Below are 18828 nucleotides of genomic sequence, written 5' to 3'. Positions count from 1 at the left end.
CAGGGATCTCGATTGCCGGCCAGCCCGCTGCTGGCTCCATTCCCGAATCTACGCAAGATTGCGCTTGAGGTCGAACCCGATGTGGTCAGCCTGCAGCCCCGGCTGCAGGCAGATTCACCTCACCGAGGCGAGCCCGGACCGCGATTTGCATGCGGACCAGGCGCTCTCGCCGCCAGATCCAGAGTCGCTGCGCCAGCGCCACGCTGATTGGTTCGAACCTGAGCTCGGACCCGGGCCGACGCTGCGCCAGTCGCGCCAGGTCGACACCGGCCAGATGTCCGATGCGCGGATAGCCACCAATGGTCTGGGCCTCGGCCAGCAACACCAGCGGCCCGCCGTCCGGCGGCAGCTGGATCGTTCCCGGAACGACCGGCTCACTGACCAGTGAGCCCGCATGGCCGATCTCCAGGGCCGGGCCATCCAGACGGGCAGCCATGCGGTTGGACGCCGGCGACAATCGGAAAGGCTGGGTATAGAGCGCACGTCGCTGATGCAGCAGATGGGCATGAGCCCCTTCGATGATTCGCAGGGTGGCCTGCCCTTCCATATCCAGTATCGGCTCGCCATCGGCCCACCACGGCGCGGCCTGGGCGTGGGCACCGGACAGACGCTGCGTCAGCACGGCCCAGGGTTCTGGCTGGGAACTGGCCAGTGGCAGACGCGCGCCTCGTTCCAGCATGCCGGGAAACTGGCCGCCGGCCGAGACTGCGCTGCGGCTGCCCAGGACTTCCGGTGTCGCCAGCCCGCCGGCCACGGCCAGATAGCAGCGATGGCCAAGGCGCCCTGGCGACAGCGACAGCTCGGATCCGGCCGCGATCCAAAGCGGCCTCCACAGCGGCGCGACCGCCTCGTCGATACGGGCCTTGCAGCGAGCACCGCACAGGGCAATGACGGCAGGCTTGCGGAAGCGTAATCGGGAATACCCGAAACCGATCTCGAGCGCGGCTGTATCCGGTGCGTTACCCACCAGCACATTGCTGACCACCATGGACCAGTCGTCCAGCGGTCCGGAACCGGGCACTCCCTGCGCTCGCCACGGCCAGCGTCCTGCATCCTGGACCCCACTCAGGGGTGCGATCTTGTCGATTTCAATCACGGGCAACAGCCACCGGCACGAAGCGCACGGCATCGCCGGGTTGCAGCCACACTTCTGGTTGTCGCTGGCAGTCAAACAGCGAAAGCGCGGTACGCCCGATCAGATGCCATCCCCCAGGCGAGGATGCCGGGTAGATGCCGGTCTGGGCGCCGGCCAGTGCCACAGATCCAGCAGGCACGCTGCTCCGAATGGAACTTCGCCGCGGCAGATGCAGCGCCTCGGGCAGGCCAAGCAGATAGGGAAAACCCGGTTGAAAGCCGGTCATGGCTACCCGGTAGAGCGTGCCGGCATGAACGTCGATCACCTGCTTCGCACTCAGCCCGGTGCGTTCGGCCACCTCAGCCAGATCGGGCCCGTCCTCACCGCCGTAGCGCGTTGGAATGTCCCGGACCCGCGGGGTCGATTCGGCCTTCGCCGCATCCAATGGGGCGAGCAATGCCTGAAGTTGTTCCTTCAGTGCGACCGTACCTCCATGCCTGGCGAGCATCGGCAGATCCAGATCGAGTACCAGTGCCGCATAGGCCGGGGCGCAGGCCCTCACCCCCTGCAATCCAGCATGGCTGATGGCCGCACAGGCCCGATGCACCAGACGGTTGGTCTCGATGCAGGCGGAGTCACCGAATCGCAGCAGCAACGCGCGATCACCGAGCGGCCAGAGTTCGTAGTCCATCGTCGGCAGTATCCCATCGGAACACCGTAGACGTCAGCAAGCGGGGAGGACTCGCTGGCACTGCCTCGGGACCACCGCCGTGTCCCTGCACAATGTGCTGCAAGGCCAGGCCTTCATCCGGCCACCGGGCGTAATATGGATGTAGCCCTGCCCCCGACGGCCAATCGGGAATAGTGGGGAATCGGAACGCAAAGGGTTTGAACTGCGATAGCATCAACGTCAGGGAGAGAATCCATGGCCAATGCGCGGACTCGATTCGATACCATCTGCGAGTATCTGGCTCGCACTCACGAAGCCTCGCTGGGACAGCTCTACGGCAAGCCCTGCGCGATGATCAAAGGCCATGCCTTCATCGTCTATTGCTTTGATGGGGTTGCCTTCAGACTGAGTGGCCGCAGCAGACTGCAGGCCTCGGCCTTGCCCGGGGCCCGTTACTGGGATCCGCTCGGTCGCGATGTACCGAACATGGACTGGATCCACGTACCCGAGGCCAATTTCATGCGCTGGGATCGCCTGGCCCTGGAATCGGCGCGTCTGGGCAAGGAAGGTTTCCGCGGTCCGCTGATACGCAGCAGCGCGCCTGCGGAGGCTCCCGTGGAAGACCCGTCCCAGCGTTCCGTACGCAAGCTTGTGCCGAATTTCTCATTCTCGAAACTGTGGTCGTTGATGCCATTGGTCGGGCGCGCCGAGCGCTAGTGCGCTCAGCGCCCTTGCGCCTGGAATCACCCTCAGCGGCGAGCTTGACTGGCAGCGAGATCCCGGGTCAGCCGGTCTAGGATTGGGGGCATCTGCTCGCGCAGGTGTGAGAAATGCGGGCTAGACGAAAGCCTGCTCTCTGCGCCTGACCGGTCTGTCGTCTGGTCGCGACGCGTGGTCGCTCCGGTGGCTGCAAGGGTGACGATCAATTCATACTTACGGCGTGCGCGCATGAGGTGTGGCGCGACCGCCGGATCAGGGCTTCGTGGTCGCGACGCGAGGTCGCTCCTGCGGCCAAAAACCAGGCGCCGCCTGCAGAGGCAGGCGGCGCCGTGGACCTCAGGACTTCGGTGGCATCCAGTTCAGCCTTTCGGTCGGCCGCAGCAACCAGCGGCACAGTGCCGGCAAGAAGACGATGGCAGCGATCATGTTGACCACGAACATGAAGGTCAGCATCAGGCCCATGTCGGCCTGGAACTTGAGGTCAGAGAAGATCCAGGTGGCCACACCCACCGCCAGGGTCAGTGCGGTGTAGAAGATGGCGATACCGGTGGTCTTCAGTGCCTCGAAGTAGGACTGGCTCAAGCCCTTGCCCTGCTGCATCAGTTCGCGCATGCGCGCGAAGATGTAGATGGCGTAGTCAACACCGATACCCACACCCAGGGCCACCACGGTCAGTGTGTTGACCTTGAGGCCGATGTTGAGCTCCACCATGAGGGCTTCACCCAGTGCCGTCACCAGAATGAGCGGCATGACGATGCAGGCCGCCGCCAGCGGGTTCTTGAAGCTGAGGATGCACATCAGGAACACCGCGGCGTACAGCAGATAAAGCATCGGTTTTTCGAGCCGCGTCACCGTCTCGTTGATGGCGGCTGCCACGCCCACACTACCCGTGGCCAGACGCAGATTGACCTCATCGGTGCGGTATTCCTCGCCCTTGTCCGCGGCTTCCTGCATCGCGGCATCGCGCACCACCCGGAAATTGACGTCATAGTCGCCATTCCTGGTACGGAAATCCTTCACCGCGGCAACGACACGGGTAATGGTCTCTGCCTTGTGGTCCTCGGTGAAAATGATGATCGGCATGGCCTTGCATTCGGGCGAATCGATCAGGCCGGAATCGGTTTCCACACTCTGCAGACTCTGACGCATCACCTCCGCATTGCGCGGCAGCGAACGCCACTTGATGCTGCCTTCATTGTACCCGGCAGTCACGATTCGGCCCACCATGGGCAGCGAGATCACCTGTTGTACGCCCGGCACGTTCTGCATGTTCCAGGCGAAGCGATCAATGGTCTCCATCGCCGGATAGCTCTCGGTGCAGGCAAAGGGCCCAACCTCGGCGATCACGTTGATGATGTCCGTCGACAGCGAGAAACGATCGGTGATCAACCTGGAATCCTGGTTGTAGCGGGCCTCGGGCCGAAGTTCAGCCACACCGTCCTGGGCGTCGCCCACCATCATCTTCTCACCGTGCTGGTGGGCAAACCACCAGGTCGTGGCTCCCAGAATGATGATCACAGCCGCGGTGCCATGGCGGCTGAATCGGGTCAGGAATGACCAGATGTGATCGAAAGCCGTGATCTGGCGCAGTCGATACGCACGCTTGCGTGGCAGATTCTTGAGCTTGGTGTAGGACAACAGAATCGGCAGCAGGATCAGGTTGGTGAAGATGGTCAGGAACACACCCACGGTAGCGGTCACCGCAAGTTCGAAGATCATCTTGACCGGTATCAGCAGGATGGTGCCGAAACCGATGCAACCTGCCACCAGAGCCACCGACCCGGGAATCAACAGACGCCGAAAAGCGCGCACGGCGGCCTCTTCCGATGGCACACCCTTGCGGTGTTGCAGTTCCTCGGGTGTTCCCTCCTCCAATCCACCAAAGAAGATCTCGCCACGATAGCGATTGATCATCTGTTCGCCGTGACTGACGGCGATGGCGAAGATCAGGAAGGGTGTCAGCATGTTCATTGGATCGATGCCGAAACCCATCAGCCGCAGTGCGCCCAGCATCCAGATCACGGCGATGAAGGCTGCCAGCACGGTCAGACTGGCGAGCTTGAAGGAGGTCGAGTAGATGAACAGCAGCAACCAGGTGAACAAGATCGTCGCCAGGAAGAAATACATGACCGAGCGCGCGCCATTGGCGATGTCATCGACCACCTTGGTGAAGCCGATGATGTGCACCGTGACGTTTCCGGTTTCGAGCTGTGAGCGGATGGCTTCCAGACGTTTGCCGATGGCCTGATAGTCAAGCTTTCCGCCCTCAGCTGCCGTTTCCGGGATCAGCTCGGCTTGAACCATGGCACCGGAGAAATCCTTCGCTACCAGCCGTCCGACGATGTTGGCCTTGATGATGTTGGTGCGGATGGTCTCGAAGTCCTCGGCAGTGGGATCAAAGCCGGGGGCAGTGGTCGAGAAATTCGCAGGGATCACGTTGCCGCCGGCAAAGCCACCTTCGACGATCTCCACGAAGCGGGTGTTCGGCGTGAATACCGATCGAACGCGCGCCGGATCAACCTCCGGAATGGCCTTGACCGCCTCAGTCGCGGCTTCCAGCGCCGTGAAGTACTCCTTGTTGAAGATGTTGCCGGACTTGTCGATCAGCGCTACAAAGACTCGGTTGGCGCCACCGAACTCAGCCTCGTAGTCCACAAAGGTCTGCATGTACTCGTGCTGCAGCGGCAGCTGCTTGCGGAAGCCCGCGTCGATCTTGAGCGTGCTGGCGGCCGCCAGGAATCCGAGGGTGATCAATGCAAAGATCACCAACACCAGTCCGCGATTTCCGAAAATGATCTTTTCCAGCGTTGGATACCCAGGGTGATCCGCGCCCGATCCGAAACCTGCCATGATCTTCTCCCCGGTTAGTTAGGCTGGTAAGTGGCGACGCCGTTTTCGCCCACGGTCAGGAAATCGGTCTCGCTCAGGGGCAAGACGCCACTCATGACACCGCCGTCGGTGAAGGTATAGGCACGCATCTGATCGGAGCCCGCCGGCAGCAGCAGCACGGTACCGCTGGCTCCGACCAACACGGCACGACTACCCGATACCGCCGCCCCGCCCAGCAAGCTCGCTTCGGTGCCGGTCTGCAGTTGCCGCCAGGACCGACCAAGGTCTCCGGTGGCAAAGGCGTTCCCGCGCAGCCCGAAGGCCAGGATCGAACCGTTGTCCAGGGGCACTGCACCAAACATCGAGCCCTCGTAGGGCAGGCTCTCCCGCACCCAGCTGAGTCCATCGTCGGTGGATCTGTAGGCCGACCCCGTTTCGCCAACGATCAACAGACCCAGCGGATTCCTGACGATCGCGTTCAAATGCGGATCGCCTTCATCACTGCCCATATCCGAACTGGCCAGGCCCGAATCCGGATCGATTTCTTCGTTGTCGGCCTGATCTACCCTGGTACCCGCCGTCACCCGGTCACTGATCAGTTCCACCGTCCAATGGGCGCCACTGTCGGTGGTGGACAGGAACTGGCCGTAGGCGCCGATGGCGTAGCCACGCTCCTCATCCAGAAAGAGCACATCCAGCAAGGGCCCCTCGGCCTGGATGTCGTGATGCTGCAGGGTCCACGTCAGACCGCCATCGCTGCTGTAGATCACGACCTGGTCGTGACCGACGGCCCAGAGCTTGTTGTCGACCGCGGTAACCGCCGTCAACATCGAACGCGTGGGCGACGGTACTTGGCGCCATTCGCTACGGGACTCTGACACCAGAATATGCCCGCGGTCACCGACGACTACTGCACGATCCCGCGAATTGGTGGCATCCAGCAGCAAAGAGCGCTCGATCTGCTCCAGAGACAAGATCTGTGCCGGTGTGGTCGCCGGGTCAGGCCACGCGGTGCCCGCGGTCGTTTCGGCTGTGGTTGCTACATCCTGCGCATTCAGCGCGGACACCATCAGGAGCCCCAGGATGGCTGCCAGCGGCATCGTCCGCCGGTCGTGTTCTAGTGGGTGCCTCATTCGCTTCCCCTCGAATCGGCTGCATTCAGATTCAATCGGTTCAGTAAGTTGCTGTCCAGCCCTCACCTTCCCTCGCCGCAAAAACAAACGCCAGCAGGGGACGAGCGGCCCCGGCTGGCGTGCACAAGCTACTGCTCAGCGAACGCCGCGATTTCGGAGAGCCTGCGGCGAGAAGTTTTCAGGCGAAGTCTGGAACGAGAAGTCGACTGGCGTTTCCTTGTTGTCGATACCAACCGAGATGTAGCGACCGGACTTCAGATCGTAATGGGTTTCCAGGGTCGTCCACAGCACCGGCTGGTCGTAGAAATTGACGATAGCGGCTTCACTGAAGCGCCACAGTTGCTCCTGACTGTCGTAGTGATCGACCAGGATGATCTGCCAGCTGTCCTCATCCACATAGAAGGTGCGACGCTTGTTGATGTGACGGAAGCCCTGCTTCAGTGTGGCTTCGACCACCCACACTCGATGCAACTCGTAACGCATCAGATCCGGATTGACGTGTCCCGGACGCAGGATGTCGGAGTAATCCAGCCCACCCGCGTGAATCTTGTAATCGTTGTAGGGCACGTAGATTTCGCGCTTGCCCGCCAACTTCCAGTCGAAACGATCAAGCGCACCGTTGAACATGTCGAACATGTCATTGGTACGCAGACCGTCCGATGCCGTACCCGGATTGTCGTAGGCCACATTCGGAGCCTTGCGGACACGACGCTGACCCGGATTGTAGACCCAGGCCTGACGTGGCTGAGCTTCCTGATTCAGCGTTTCGTGCACCAGCAGCACGCTGCCGGCCAGACGCGCCGGGGCCAGCACCTCCTGATAGAAGTAGGTCAGGACGTTGTTGATGTCAGCGATGGTGTTGCCTTCTTTCCAGTACAGACCGAGCACTTCCTCGCGGATACGAACCGGTATGTAGGATCCGGAGGCTGTCGGTGCGGCCTGATTGGCCCAGCGCTTCACGGCAACGCCGCGATACTTCATCTTGTGGTTCCAGATGACCTGGTAACCATCCTGCGGGATCGGGAACGGAATACCCTCGGCCACATCGGACACGCCGGCACCCTGACCGATCATCTTGGCAGTGACCGCATTCTTCTTGGTCATCTGATAGACACGATCACTGAAAGACGCGCTGCGACGAGTCGGATAGATGTCCATCCGATAGGTCGGGTACTTCGCAAACATGGCCTGCTGGCCGACCGTCAACTTGGCAGCATAGTCCTTGTAGTTGGCCGGCGTGATCGAGAACGCCACCTTGTCCGTCGGGAACGGATCGGGATGGAAAATGCCAACCTTGTAGGTTGAGGGCGGGCGGGTGATGCCGCCCTCCCAAGCCGGGATGGTGCCTTCCTTGTTGCCCGCCTTCTCGCCGCCCATCGGCGTCAGATCGCGGCCAAGTCGGTCGGCCTGGGCCTGTGGAACGCCAGCTTGCAAACCAGCCGCCATCGACAGGCCAATGATCGCGCCAAGTAGGCGCACCTTGCGGATCGTCATGATGCTCTCCCCTCCTGTCGACATGTTCAGAATGCGTAACGTGCGGTGAAGGCCACGAAATCACGGTCATTGATCAGATTGAAGTTGCCAGCGCCCATGAATCGGGTGTAGCTGACGTCCACGCTCCATTCATTGAGATAGTTGGCTTCGACACCGACTGTGAGCGAGCGACGACCCTCAAGGAAGTTGCCACCCGGACCCGGCGTGATGCCGTTGACGTCATGGTTGAAGGCAACACGCGGCGAGAGAGTGTAGGCAGACCCGAAGGCATTGTTGTAATCGGCACGCGCCGCCAGACGGTAGCCCCACGAGAACTGCGTCGGGAAACCTTCATTCAGCGTTTGCGGATTGCGGAAAGCGCCAGTCAGGAAATCCGGACCACCACCGGTATCGGTACCGTCACCCTGGTAACGAAGCACATCCGGCGAGGGCAAATCCCAGACCTTGGTGAAACCCATTTCCAGTACCGATGCGATCTGATCGGCGGCAACCCAGTTGCCAGGCCCGAAGATCTTGGTGGCGGTGAACTGGAACTGGCTGATTTCGTGGCGATCCCAACCGCGCACGTACTCACCCGGGCCGACGGATCCGAGCTGGCTGATGAAGCGGTTCACCGGCTGCGGGATCAGGTTGTTCAGCGGGCTCAGCGCCGTAAACAGCAGTTCGACGTCATCGATCTGCAAGGGCGCATTGGGGCGGTAGCTCAACTCACCCTGCAAGGCAATGCCCGAGGCCTCCAACGTGGTGTTGAAGCTGAAACCGTAGAGTTCGATGTCTTCCGGGTATTCGGCAAAGTAGCGCGCCGAATTGGCATTCGCGTTGGTCACGCTGATGCTTGACAGCACCGGGATGCGACTATGGTAGTTCAGGTAGTACAGACCGAACTCGGTGTTGTTCAGCTCCGGCGCGAAGTAACGGAAAGCCACGCCGTATTGACCACTCTCCTTGGCATAACGATCGGGGGCGCGTGGCACGGCTGCCGCACAAGCGCCTGAGCGCTGGATTGCCAGCGTGAACGGATCCAGACCCAGCGGGTTCTGACCGGCAAGAATGGCCGGACAGGCTGCGAAATTGATCGGCTCCGGCACAAGGCCGAAGTTCAGCATCACGTAGTCACCGCCTAGCGCCGCAACATCGTTGGTGCTGAAGTAGGTACCCGACGGCTCCGGCTCGGTGATCTCGAACTCCGCCATGTACAGGGCTTCCATCGAGAGGTTCTCGTTGAAGCTGAAACTGGCGTGGAGCATGTCGATCGGAAGAAAGGCCTCCTTCAGTTCGGAACCTGCAATGCGCAGTTTCGACACGTCGATCGGGTTGACGACGTTGATACCGCCCTGGATGAAGGTGCTCTCGCCCCAACTGACCACCTGGCGACCCAGGCGTACGGTGGAATCGACGTTGCCCATCTGGAAATTGGCGTAGGCAAAGAAGTCCAGCAACTGCGTGTCCTTGCCGACCTTCTGCTTGGCCAGATTGGTCAGGTCATTGCGGCGCTGGTTTTCGTAATCGTAGAAGGACGTGGCGCGGGCGAAACCACCGAAGTGTTCGCCATATTGCCAACTCAGTTCGCCATTCCACTTGATGGCGTTGCTGAACACATCGCCCCGATCCCATTTGCGGTTGCCGTCATCGCTGTTGACCGAGAAGCGCCCTGGCAGCAGGCGCTGCTGGGCGTTCGGCAGAGCCCCCGGGAAGGGAATCCCGGTGGGAATGGCGGCAGACGGCGGTACCGGCGTAAACAGATTGGCCTTGCCGATCAAGCCCTCCGAGGGCTTCTCGACGCGCGACTGGATGCCGTAGCTGAAGGTGTTCGAGGTGGTCAGCGAGAATTCGCCGCTGCTGTACTCGTAAGCCAGTGCGGGCATCGCGCCCGCCGCAAGGGCGACCGCGACAGCTGCAGTGAGCACGCGATGCTTCGGCGCGCGTGGGTTTCCGGTGAGCTTCATATTGATCTCCATGGTGATCATTCCGGGTTCGCGTCGAGTGCGTTACTGCGTGCGAATGACAGAGGTGTCGGTAACCGGCACCGTAGTGCCACCGGTCAGCAACATCGCAGCCATCTGCCGTTGCATCTCCACGGTGGCCTCAGCCGATGAAGCCGTCGACAGCAGAGAGCCGTGATCGCCCTTGATGAAGCGAACGGCGCCGCGGATGCCGTTGGCATTGGCTGTGCTCTGGGTGATCGAGGACAGACCCATGTAGGCGATCAGCGGCTCAGTACCGGCCAAGGGTGCTCCGGAAACCGTGTTTGGAATGACCTGGTCCGGCAGGAAGCCGGGGCCACCCACCACTTCGTGCAACAGGATGCGCTTGCTGGTGGTCAGCCTGGCGTAGTTGATCGGATCAGCCGAATCGATGACGGTCTGCGTCGCCAGCAGGAACTGCCCCAGAACGCCCGGGAACGAGGGCGAACTGGTGGTGATCCCGGCGGCCGCCGCGACCCCTGCGCGAATGCGGGGACCGAAGGTGGGGCTGCCGTTGAGCAGGTAAGCGATCTGACCACCGGGCACGCTCAGCACTGCCGTGTTCACGTTCGGCTCAAGGGCCATGAAGATCGTGCCGACGATTGAACCCAGCGACTGGCCAACGAAGCCAATGCGCGAGCCGTCGAAATCCGGCACGGAGTTGCCGTTGACGTCCATGGCCGGGATCGATGCGGTCAGGGCAAACAGATCCGTCACCGCCTGTCGGTTGTTGTCGCGAGAGGTAAGCAGGCTGGCCAGATTGATCGAGTGCGCACCCGAGCTGTCAACCACGCCATCCGGGCCAGGCGCACTGGTGGCATTGTTGATCAGATCCACATCGAAGGTGCGCTCGCGGGCGCCCAGCGCGGCGAAAGGCGTGCCGCCGATGTAGAAGGGTCGACAGAGATCAGCCGGGTCGGTCGGCGATGCACCGTGCAGCGGCTGATCGATAGCCACGACCGCGAAACCGGCCTGCGCCATCGTCGCCGAAATGGCCAGCATGTCACAGCGATTGCGGGTAACGCCGTGCTGGAAGATCGCCACCGGCCATCCCGAAGCCGGGCGGGTCTGACCCGAGGCCGCATTGGGCAGGGTCACCAGTACCGGCACCGTGACCGACGAGGTCTGCACCGGAATCGGATTGGCCACCGTCAGATTGGTCGAGGTCGGATCGAGCCCCAGGGCATTGAAGGGCGGCACATAGGCCCCCGCTGCCGCTTTCCAGAAGCCGGTCAACACGGCGGTCGGCGGAGCAGCCGGCGTACCGGTGCCTGGCGCCGTCAGGTAGTAAGGCAGCGTGATTACGCCGATGTAGATGTCGGCAATCGGCGGCAGGTTGGCAACGGCAGTGGTCAGCCCGGTCGGCGCAAACTGCGAAGGCGCGGGCTGGACCTGAGCACGCAACGCGCGCAGGGTCGGCGACACACCCTGCGTGTTGGCCACCCACGACAGCACGATGTCATCACGAACCACGCCCTGACTGGCCGCGGCGGATTCAATAGAACCGGTCAACTGACGCAGGGGCTCTAGCGCGCAGGCACTGCTGGCCGGCAGCAAGGGATCCAGCGACACGCAGCTGGTGCCGGTACCCGAAGACAGCGGCGTGGTGCGCTTGGTCAGGAAGTAGGTCAGATCCGGCGTGGCGTTGTTGCCGGCCGTATCGGTGACGCCCTTGGTGATCACCGCCATGTACGACTTCAGCTCTTCCAGCGGCTTGGTCGGAACGATGGCCAGGGTTCTGCCCGTAGCATCGGTCGTGGCTACAGCAGCGACATATTCGGAAGGCGAAGCCAGTTCGCGCACGACGCGTTGGACCGCGCCGGCCGCAGGTCCGGAGGTGAAGATCTGCACTTCGAACACCCGAACCGTTTGTCCCGGAACCAGCGTGGACGGCGCAATCGCGGCCGAGAAGGTGGTCGTCCAGGCAGCGCTGGTGCTGAAACCGTCCAACGCGTTCAGGGCAACGAAGGGATCCGAGAAATTGTTGGGATTGGCCACCGGCGCGTTCAGCGTCAGATCGCGACTTCCCAGCAACAACAGGTTGTTGGGCAAGGGCAACACCGACGTGGACGGATCGAACCGCGCCGTCATGATGCCGCTGACGAAGCTACCGTTGGTGTTGGTGGCTGGAGGTTGCGGGGTAGCCCGCGGGCTGTTGCTGCTGCCTGAGCAAGCGCCCAACAGGAGACCGGCGATAGCCAGTGGAACGAGCCGCTGGAGGTGCATGCGCGGATTCCTTTTATCGGTAAACGGGACGGGATGAGACGATCTGATGATAAGTAGTGCTGTCAATTGAACGCAACACAAAACTAACGTTTGCATCAACTACTTATGCTGCAGTGCAGCAGGTGACTGCCGATCGATTTCACCCAGCCACGCGAGATTCGGCAGAGCGCCGAATCCCGCATACGCTGGCGACTTGATGCGCCGCAGGGCGAGTCCTGACACCCGGATCAGGCCCGCATCATGGCCAGTGCGGTGTCCAGCATGCGATTGCTGAATCCCCATTCGTTGTCATACCAGGCACACACTTTAACGAGTGTCCCGCCCATCACCTTGGTGAGGGTGGCATCGTAGATCGAAGAGCGCGGGTCGTGGTTGAAATCCACCGACACCAGCGGCTTGCGGTTCAATCCGAGAATGCCGGCCAACGGGCCGTCAGCCGCAGCCTGGACCAGTCGGTCGATCTCGGCCACCGAGGTCTCGCGCGCGGCGACAAAAGCGAGATCAACCACCGACACGTTGATGGTGGGGACGCGCATGGCGAACCCATCGAGGCGACCATTGAGCTCAGGCAACACCAGGCCCACGGCTGCGGCAGCACCGGTCTTGGTCGGTATCTGCGACATCGTCGCTGACCGCGCCCGGCGCAAATCCGAGTGATAGACATCAGTCAGTACCTGATCATTGGTGTAAGCGTGAATGGTCGTCATCAAACCATGGACAATGCCCACGCCCTCATGCAGCACCTTGGCCAGCGGCGCCAGACAGTTGGTGGTGCAGGAGGCATTGGATACCACGGTGTGCTCGGATTTCAGCGTGTGATGGTTGACCCCGTAGACCACCGTGGCATCAACATCGGCGCCACCGGGCGCACTGATCAACACCTTTTTGGCCCCGCCGGCCAGATGCTGGCCGGCCTTGGCCTTGGAGGTGAACAAGCCGGTGCATTCCATCACCACATCCACGCCGAGCTCAGCCCATGGCAACTTGGCCGGATCGCGCTCAGCCAGGGCGCGAATGCGATCGCCACCGATCACCAGCGAATCGCCATCCACGCCCACCTCGGTGCGAAAACGGCCGTGAGCGGTGTCGTATTGGGTCAGATGCGCATTGGTAGCAGCATCACCCAGATCATTGATGGCGACAATCTGGATGTCCTGGGTGCGGCCGGACTCATACAGGGCACGCATGATGTTGCGACCGATGCGGCCATAGCCATTGATACCGACGCGTAAAGCCATGATGTACTCCTGGATCGACAAGGGATGCCGCATACTAGCGAGCGTGGCGTCCCGATGCGATGTATCCCGAGCGTGTATGCAAGGGACGACTCGTCGCCAGAATGGCAATCTCGATCAGAGCTCCCGAAGCGATCCGCGAATCCCTCGGAATCAGTATCGGCAGCTCTTGCTAATCGAACGATCGCAGGCTACTATGGTGAGCTTCTGGTGCGGGGTGGAGCAGTCAGGCAGCTCGTCGGGCTCATAACCCGAAGGTCGCAGGTTCAAATCCTGCCCCCGCTACCAATGGTTTTCGACAGAAAGCCTCTTCGGAGGCTTTTTTGTTGCCCGAATTTCACCGATGCCGGGGTTGCATGGCTGCGCAGCGAAAGGCGGAAATCGAGGGTCTGCTTGGCCCCACGGTGCAGGCACTGGGACTCGAATTGTGGGGCACGGAACTGGCGCTGTCGCGCGCCGGCGGTCTGCTGCGCCTCTACATTGACCACCAGGATCGGCCGATCACGCTGGAAGACTGCGAGCAGGTAAGCCGTGAGGTCTCTGCGTTGTTGGACGTGCACGACCCGATTACGGGCAATTACACGCTGGAAGTCTCGTCGCCAGGCCTGGACCGTCCCCTTTACGGTGCCGAACAGTACGCCCGCTTCATCGACAGTGATGTGCGTGCGACGACGGCCCTGCCGATCAACGGCCGCAGACGCTTCCAGGGCCGTATTGTCGGCGTCGAGGACGGACAGGTGACTCTGGCAACGGATACCGGCCCGGTGGTTTTGGCTGTGGCTGACATTGAAAAGGCGAAACTGGTCCCGCGATTCACGCCGCAGGCGGCGTCGCGTTCCTCTCGCAAAGGAAAGAAAGATGAGTAAGGAAATGTTGCTGGTTGCCGATGCGGTTGCCAACGAGAAGGGCGTGCCGCGCGCTGTCATTTTTGACGCTCTTGAGGCAGCGCTGGCCTCCGCTGCCAAGCGCAAGCATGGCGGCGACATTCTCACGCGCGTGGTCATCGATCGCGTCAGCGGCGATTACAAGACCTTCCGCCGCTGGGAAGTCATCGAAGACGACGCGCCGCTCGAGTTTCCCGAGCGCCAGTCGGCACTGACCGTCGCCATCGAAACCGATCCGAAAGTCGAAGTCGGCGGCTTCATCGAGGAGCCCATCGAGAACGCCGAGTTCGGTCGCATCTCGGCGCAGGCGGCCAAGCAGGTCATCGTCCAGCGCGTGCGCGAAGCCGAGCGGGCCCAGGTCGTCGACCAGTACCAGGACAAGGTCGGGTCCCTGGTGACCGGCATCATCAAGCGCATCGAACGCGGCCATATCTACCTGGATCTGGGCGGCAATGCCGAAGCGATCATCCTGCGTGAGCGCGTGGTTCCGCGCGAGAACTTCCGCGCCGGCGATCGTGTACGCGGCATTCTCTACGACGTGCGCAGCGAGGCTCGCGGGCCGCAGCTGTTCGTGTCGAGAACAGCACCCGAGTTCATGATGGAACTGTTCAAGCTGGAAGTGCCTGAAGTCGGTCAGGGCGTGGTGACGGTCATGGCCGCCGCCCGCGACCCCGGCGATCGCGCCAAGATTGCGGTGCGCGCCAACGACAACCGCACCGATCCGGTCGGCGCCTGCATCGGCATGCAGGGTTCGCGCGTCAAGGCGGTGTCGAACGAGCTCAACGGCGAGCGCATCGACATCGTGCTCTGGAACGACAATCCGGCGCAGTTCGTCATCAATGCGATGGCACCGGCTGAAGTCCAGTCCATCGTCGTCGACGAAGAAAAGCACGCCATGGATCTGGCAGTGGCGGAGGACAAGCTGTCCCAGGCGATCGGTCGCGGCGGTCAGAACGTGCGTCTGGCCAGCAAACTGACCGGCTGGCAGTTGAATGTGATGACCCAGGCTCAGGCCCAGGCCAAGAGCGAGGCCGAGTCCACGCAGGCAGTGGAGATGTTCGTCGAGAAGCTGCAGGTCGATGAGGAGATCGCGGCGATCCTGGTGCGCGAAGGCTTCAGCAGCGTCGAGGAAGTGGCCTACGTGCCGGCAGGCGAACTGCTCTCGGTCGATGAATTTGATGAAGATCTGGTTGAGGAACTGCGGGCGCGGGCGCGCGATGCCCTGCTGACCGAGATGATCGCGAAGGAGGAGGCGCTCGAAGAGCACCGCCCGGATGATTCGCTGCTGGCCGTCACCGGTATGGACGAGGCTACCGCCTACGCCCTGGCCGGCCAGGGCATCCGCACCCGGGAAGACCTCGCGGATCTGGCGGTGGACGAATTGATGGAAGTCGAAGGCATGACCGAGGAGCGCGCTGCGAGTCTGATCATGACCGCGCGCGAGCCCCTGTTTGCCGGCGAGAACCAGGCTTGAAAGTACACGATGCGCGGCACATGAGCTGCCGCGGTCGACGCTGAATTTGGAGAAGTGCATGGCAGGAGTGACCGTCGAAAAGCTGGCAACCGTGCTGGGGGTAGGCCCCGAGCGCCTGCTTGAACAGCTGGCCGAGGCCGGCATGAAGTTCAGCAGTGTCCAGCAGGAAGTCAGCGCGAGCCAGAAGATCGCGCTGCTGGAATACCTGCGCTCGTCTCATGGCAAGGCCAAGGCCGATCTCAAGGCCCCCAGTCAGATCACGCTGAAGCGCAAGACCGTCAGCGAACTGACGGTGCCGACCGGCGGACCAGGGCGCGGCGCCAAGACCGTCAATGTCGAGGTTCGGCAGCAGAAGGTCTACGTCAAGCGCAGCACCGTGGCAGAGCAGGCCGAGAACGATCCCGAGCGCGAGGAAGCACAGCGCCTGCTGAACGAATCGCACCTGCGTCGCGAGTCTGAGGATCAAGCCCGCCGCGAGGCCGAGGCCCGCCGTCAGGCAGAAGAGGAACGCCAGCGCGAGCAGGAAGAAGAACGCCGCCGCGAGCGCGAGAAGGCCGAGCGTCTGGCCGCCGAGGAAGCAGAGCGCGTGCGCGAGGCCGAAGCACAGCGCCTGGCCGAAGAAGAACGGGTCAAGACCGAGGCCAGCAAGCCGAAGAAGGTCCGGGTCGAAGCCGACGAGAAACCGCGCGGTCACAAGCCCGACAAGGCCGGTGCGCGACGTGCCCCGGTGGCGCGCGTGCTCCAGGACGAAGTCGTGGCCGACGAGCCGGAACCAGTGGCCGCGGCAGGTCAGCTGCACCTGAGCGATCACGCCCGTCGCGCCAAGAAGAAACCGCATCGTCGGCACTCGGCTCCCGAGCCGCAGCGCGGCGGTCGCGATCATGGCTTTTCGAGGCCGACGGCTCCTGTGGTCCGAGAGGTGGAAGTGGGTGACACGATCGTAGTGGCGGAATTGGCCCAGAAACTCGCGGTCAAGGCGCCGGAAGTCATCAAGGCGCTGATGAAGATGGGCGTCATGGTGACCATCAACCAGAACATCGATCACGACACCGCTGTCCTGGTAGCCGAGGAACTGGGCCATTCGGTCAAGAAGTCAGGTGCCCGAGACGTCGAGGCCGAAGTGGTGTCGGTGGATCCCACCGCCGGAGAAGCCGTGCAGCGCCCGCCCGTAGTCACGATCATGGGCCATGTCGACCACGGCAAGACCTCGCTGCTCGACCATATCCGCCGCACCCGCGTGGCCGCCGGCGAAGCCGGTGGCATCACCCAGCACATCGGCGCCTACCATGTGAACACCAAGAAAGGGATCATCACCTTTCTGGACACCCCGGGTCACTCGGCCTTTACCCAGATGCGCGCCCGTGGCGCCAAGATCACCGATATCGTGATCCTGGTCGTGGCAGCCGATGACGGCGTGATGCCGCAGACCATCGAAGCCATCAAGCACGCGCGCGCCGCCAAGGTGCCGCTGATCGTGGCTGTGAACAAGATGGACAAGGCCGACGCCGATCCGGAGCGCGTCAAGCAGGGTCTGCTGCAACACGATGTGATACCCGAAGAATACGGTGGTGATGTGCAGGTGGTTCCGGTATCGGCCAAGGCCGGAACTGGCATCGACAATCTGCTCGAAGCCATTCTGGTGCAATCTGAAGTGCTGGAGTTGCGGGCACCGGTCAAGGGTCGCGCTCGCGGCACCGTGGTCGAATCCACACTCGACAAGGGCCGTGGTCCGGTCGCCACCATCCTGGTGCAGAGCGGCACCTTGAAGAAGGGCGACATCGTGCTGGCCGGCATGCAGTGGGGCCGCGTGCGCGCCATGTTCGACGAGGCGGGTCGGCAGATCGCCGAAGCCGGACCGTCGATACCCGCGGTGGTCATTGGCCTGCAGGGCACGCCCTTCGCTGGCGACGATTTCATGGCCGTCGCCGACGAGCGGGCCGCCCGCGAAGCAGCGGCGGCCCGTGAGCTGCGCAGCCGCGATGTGCGCCTGGCCAAACAACAGTCCTCGAAACTGGAAGATGTCTTCGCGCAGATGGGTCAGGGTGAGATTCAAACTCTCAACCTGCTGGTCAAGGCAGACGTTCAGGGCAGCACCGAAGCGCTGCGCGAAGCACTGAGTGCGCTGGCCACCGATCAGATCAAGGTCAACATCATTTCCTCGGGTGTGGGCGGCATCACTGAATCCGATGCCACGCTGGCCGTTGCGGCCAAGGCCGTGGTCATCGGATTCAATGTCCGCGCCGATGCCCAGGCCCGCAAGGTGTTGCAGGAAGGCGGCGTCGAGGTCAACTACTACAGCATCATCTACGAAGCCATCGATCACGTCCGCAAGGCGCTGACCGGCATGCTTGGCACTGAAACCCGGGAGAAGATCCTGGGTCTGGCGCAGGTGCGCGAGGTCTTCCGTTCCAGCAAGTTCGGCGCCGTGGCCGGCTCCATGGTCATCGAGGGCGTGGTCAAGCGCAACAAGCCGATCCGCGTGCTGCGCGACAATGTCGTCATCTTCGAGGGCGAACTGGAGTCGTTGCGTCGATTCAAGGACATCGTCGAGGAAGTCCGCAATGGCATGGAATGCGGCATTGCGGTGAAGGAATACAATGACGTCAAGGCCGGCGATCAGATCGAGTGTTTCGATCGGATCGAAGTCCAGCGCACGCTGGGTTGATCGGGAGAGACGCTGTGGCCAGAGGTGGTTTCGAACGTACCGACCGTATCGCCGCATTGTTGCGGCGTGAGGTCGCTGTGCTGGTGCATGAAGATGTCAAATCACACCAGTTACCCGAGATCAGCGTATCCGATGTCGAGGTGAGCCGCGATCTGGCGGTGGCCAAGGTGTTTGTCACCGCACTGAATCCGGAAGACGCCAAGCCGGCGCTGACCCTGCTAAAGGAAGAGGCCAAACGCTACCGTCAGTCTCTGTCCAAGCTGATGTCGACGCGCACCGTGCCCGAATTGCGCTTTCACTATGACGATTCGGTGGATCGTGGTGGACGCATTGATGAATTGTTGCGGCAAAGCCGGGCCGCCGATGATTCGATCGGCTGAGTGGCCCCAGGCTCGGGTCTGATCAACGACAGCGTTCAGACCCGCAGTTCGACCTCGGCGCCGACGTTGCAACCGCAGA

The 18828-nt window shown here is 62.2% G+C and carries 13 protein-coding genes and 1 tRNA gene; 6 read left to right on the top strand and 8 right to left on the bottom strand.

The genetic code is table 11. From position 1 onward, the window contains the following. Nucleotides 1–85 precede the first annotated feature (85 nt). The gene (locus H7A19_04280; protein MCP5474039.1) at nucleotides 86–1096 is read right to left on the bottom strand and encodes a biotin-dependent carboxyltransferase; all 1011 of its coding nucleotides are present in this window, start codon (nucleotides 1094–1096) and stop codon (nucleotides 86–88) included. Beyond that, nucleotides 1089–1766: a 5-oxoprolinase subunit PxpB gene (gene pxpB / locus H7A19_04275; GenBank protein MCP5474038.1), complete on the bottom strand. Its 678-nt coding sequence runs from the start codon at nucleotides 1764–1766 to the stop codon at nucleotides 1089–1091. The genes H7A19_04280 and pxpB overlap by 8 nt, the downstream gene beginning before the upstream one ends. 234 nt (nucleotides 1767–2000) lie before the next feature. Here pxpB and H7A19_04270 point away from each other — a divergent pair, with 234 nt between their 5' ends. Next, nucleotides 2001–2462: a hypothetical protein gene (locus H7A19_04270; protein MCP5474037.1), complete on the top strand. Its 462-nt coding sequence runs from the start codon at nucleotides 2001–2003 to the stop codon at nucleotides 2460–2462. A gap of 339 nt (nucleotides 2463–2801) precedes the next feature. Here H7A19_04270 and H7A19_04265 read toward each other — a convergent pair whose 3' ends face one another. From H7A19_04265 to gap, 6 genes are all read right to left on the bottom strand, one after another. Next, complete coding sequence (locus H7A19_04265) at nucleotides 2802–5315, bottom strand: MMPL family transporter (GenBank protein ID MCP5474036.1); 2514 nt, start codon at nucleotides 5313–5315, stop codon at nucleotides 2802–2804. A 14-nt stretch (nucleotides 5316–5329) separates the two neighbouring features. Beyond that, nucleotides 5330–6427: a hypothetical protein gene (locus H7A19_04260; GenBank protein MCP5474035.1), complete on the bottom strand. Its 1098-nt coding sequence runs from the start codon at nucleotides 6425–6427 to the stop codon at nucleotides 5330–5332. Between the two features lie 135 nt (nucleotides 6428–6562). Further along, complete coding sequence (locus H7A19_04255; protein ID MCP5474034.1) at nucleotides 6563–7915, bottom strand: DUF1329 domain-containing protein; 1353 nt, start codon at nucleotides 7913–7915, stop codon at nucleotides 6563–6565. Between the two features lie 32 nt (nucleotides 7916–7947). Beyond that, nucleotides 7948–9879 carry a DUF1302 domain-containing protein gene (locus H7A19_04250; protein MCP5474033.1) on the bottom strand — a complete coding sequence of 644 codons (1932 nt, stop codon included), beginning with the start codon at nucleotides 9877–9879 and terminating at the stop codon, nucleotides 7948–7950. 30 nt (nucleotides 9880–9909) lie between these two features. Further along, nucleotides 9910–12111, bottom strand: a complete 2202-nt coding sequence (locus H7A19_04245) for an Ig-like domain-containing protein (GenBank protein ID MCP5474032.1) — start codon at nucleotides 12109–12111, stop codon at nucleotides 9910–9912. A gap of 227 nt (nucleotides 12112–12338) precedes the next feature. Further along, nucleotides 12339–13349, bottom strand: coding sequence for a type I glyceraldehyde-3-phosphate dehydrogenase (gene gap / locus H7A19_04240; GenBank protein MCP5474031.1), 1011 nt, complete (start codon nucleotides 13347–13349; stop codon nucleotides 12339–12341). Between the two features lie 208 nt (nucleotides 13350–13557). On the opposite strand from gap, the gene H7A19_04235 reads away from it, so the two are divergent. The 5 genes from H7A19_04235 to rbfA all read left to right on the top strand — a co-directional run bounded on the left by H7A19_04235 (nucleotide 13558) and on the right by rbfA (nucleotide 18749). Further along, nucleotides 13558–13634: transfer RNA gene (locus tag H7A19_04235), tRNA-Met, on the top strand. Nucleotides 13635–13702: 68 nt separating this feature from the next. After that, nucleotides 13703–14212, top strand: a complete 510-nt coding sequence (gene rimP / locus H7A19_04230) for a ribosome maturation factor RimP (protein ID MCP5474030.1) — start codon at nucleotides 13703–13705, stop codon at nucleotides 14210–14212. Then, the gene (gene nusA, locus H7A19_04225; GenBank protein ID MCP5474029.1) at nucleotides 14205–15704 is read left to right on the top strand and encodes a transcription termination/antitermination protein NusA; all 1500 of its coding nucleotides are present in this window, start codon (nucleotides 14205–14207) and stop codon (nucleotides 15702–15704) included. Before rimP ends, nusA begins: the two co-directional genes overlap by 8 nt. Nucleotides 15705–15762: 58 nt before the next feature. Further along, nucleotides 15763–18369: a translation initiation factor IF-2 gene (gene infB, locus H7A19_04220; GenBank protein MCP5474028.1), complete on the top strand. Its 2607-nt coding sequence runs from the start codon at nucleotides 15763–15765 to the stop codon at nucleotides 18367–18369. 14 nt (nucleotides 18370–18383) lie between these two features. Further along, a complete protein-coding gene (gene rbfA / locus H7A19_04215; protein MCP5474027.1) occupies nucleotides 18384–18749 on the top strand; it encodes a 30S ribosome-binding factor RbfA in 366 nt (121 codons plus the stop codon). Nucleotides 18750–18828: the final 79 nt, after the last annotated feature.

Source organism: Rhodanobacteraceae bacterium, assembly GCA_024234055.1.
In the GTDB taxonomy this organism is placed as follows: Bacteria; Pseudomonadota; Gammaproteobacteria; order Xanthomonadales; family SZUA-5; genus JADKFD01.
This window is presented reverse-complemented; position numbering and strand designations above follow the sequence as displayed.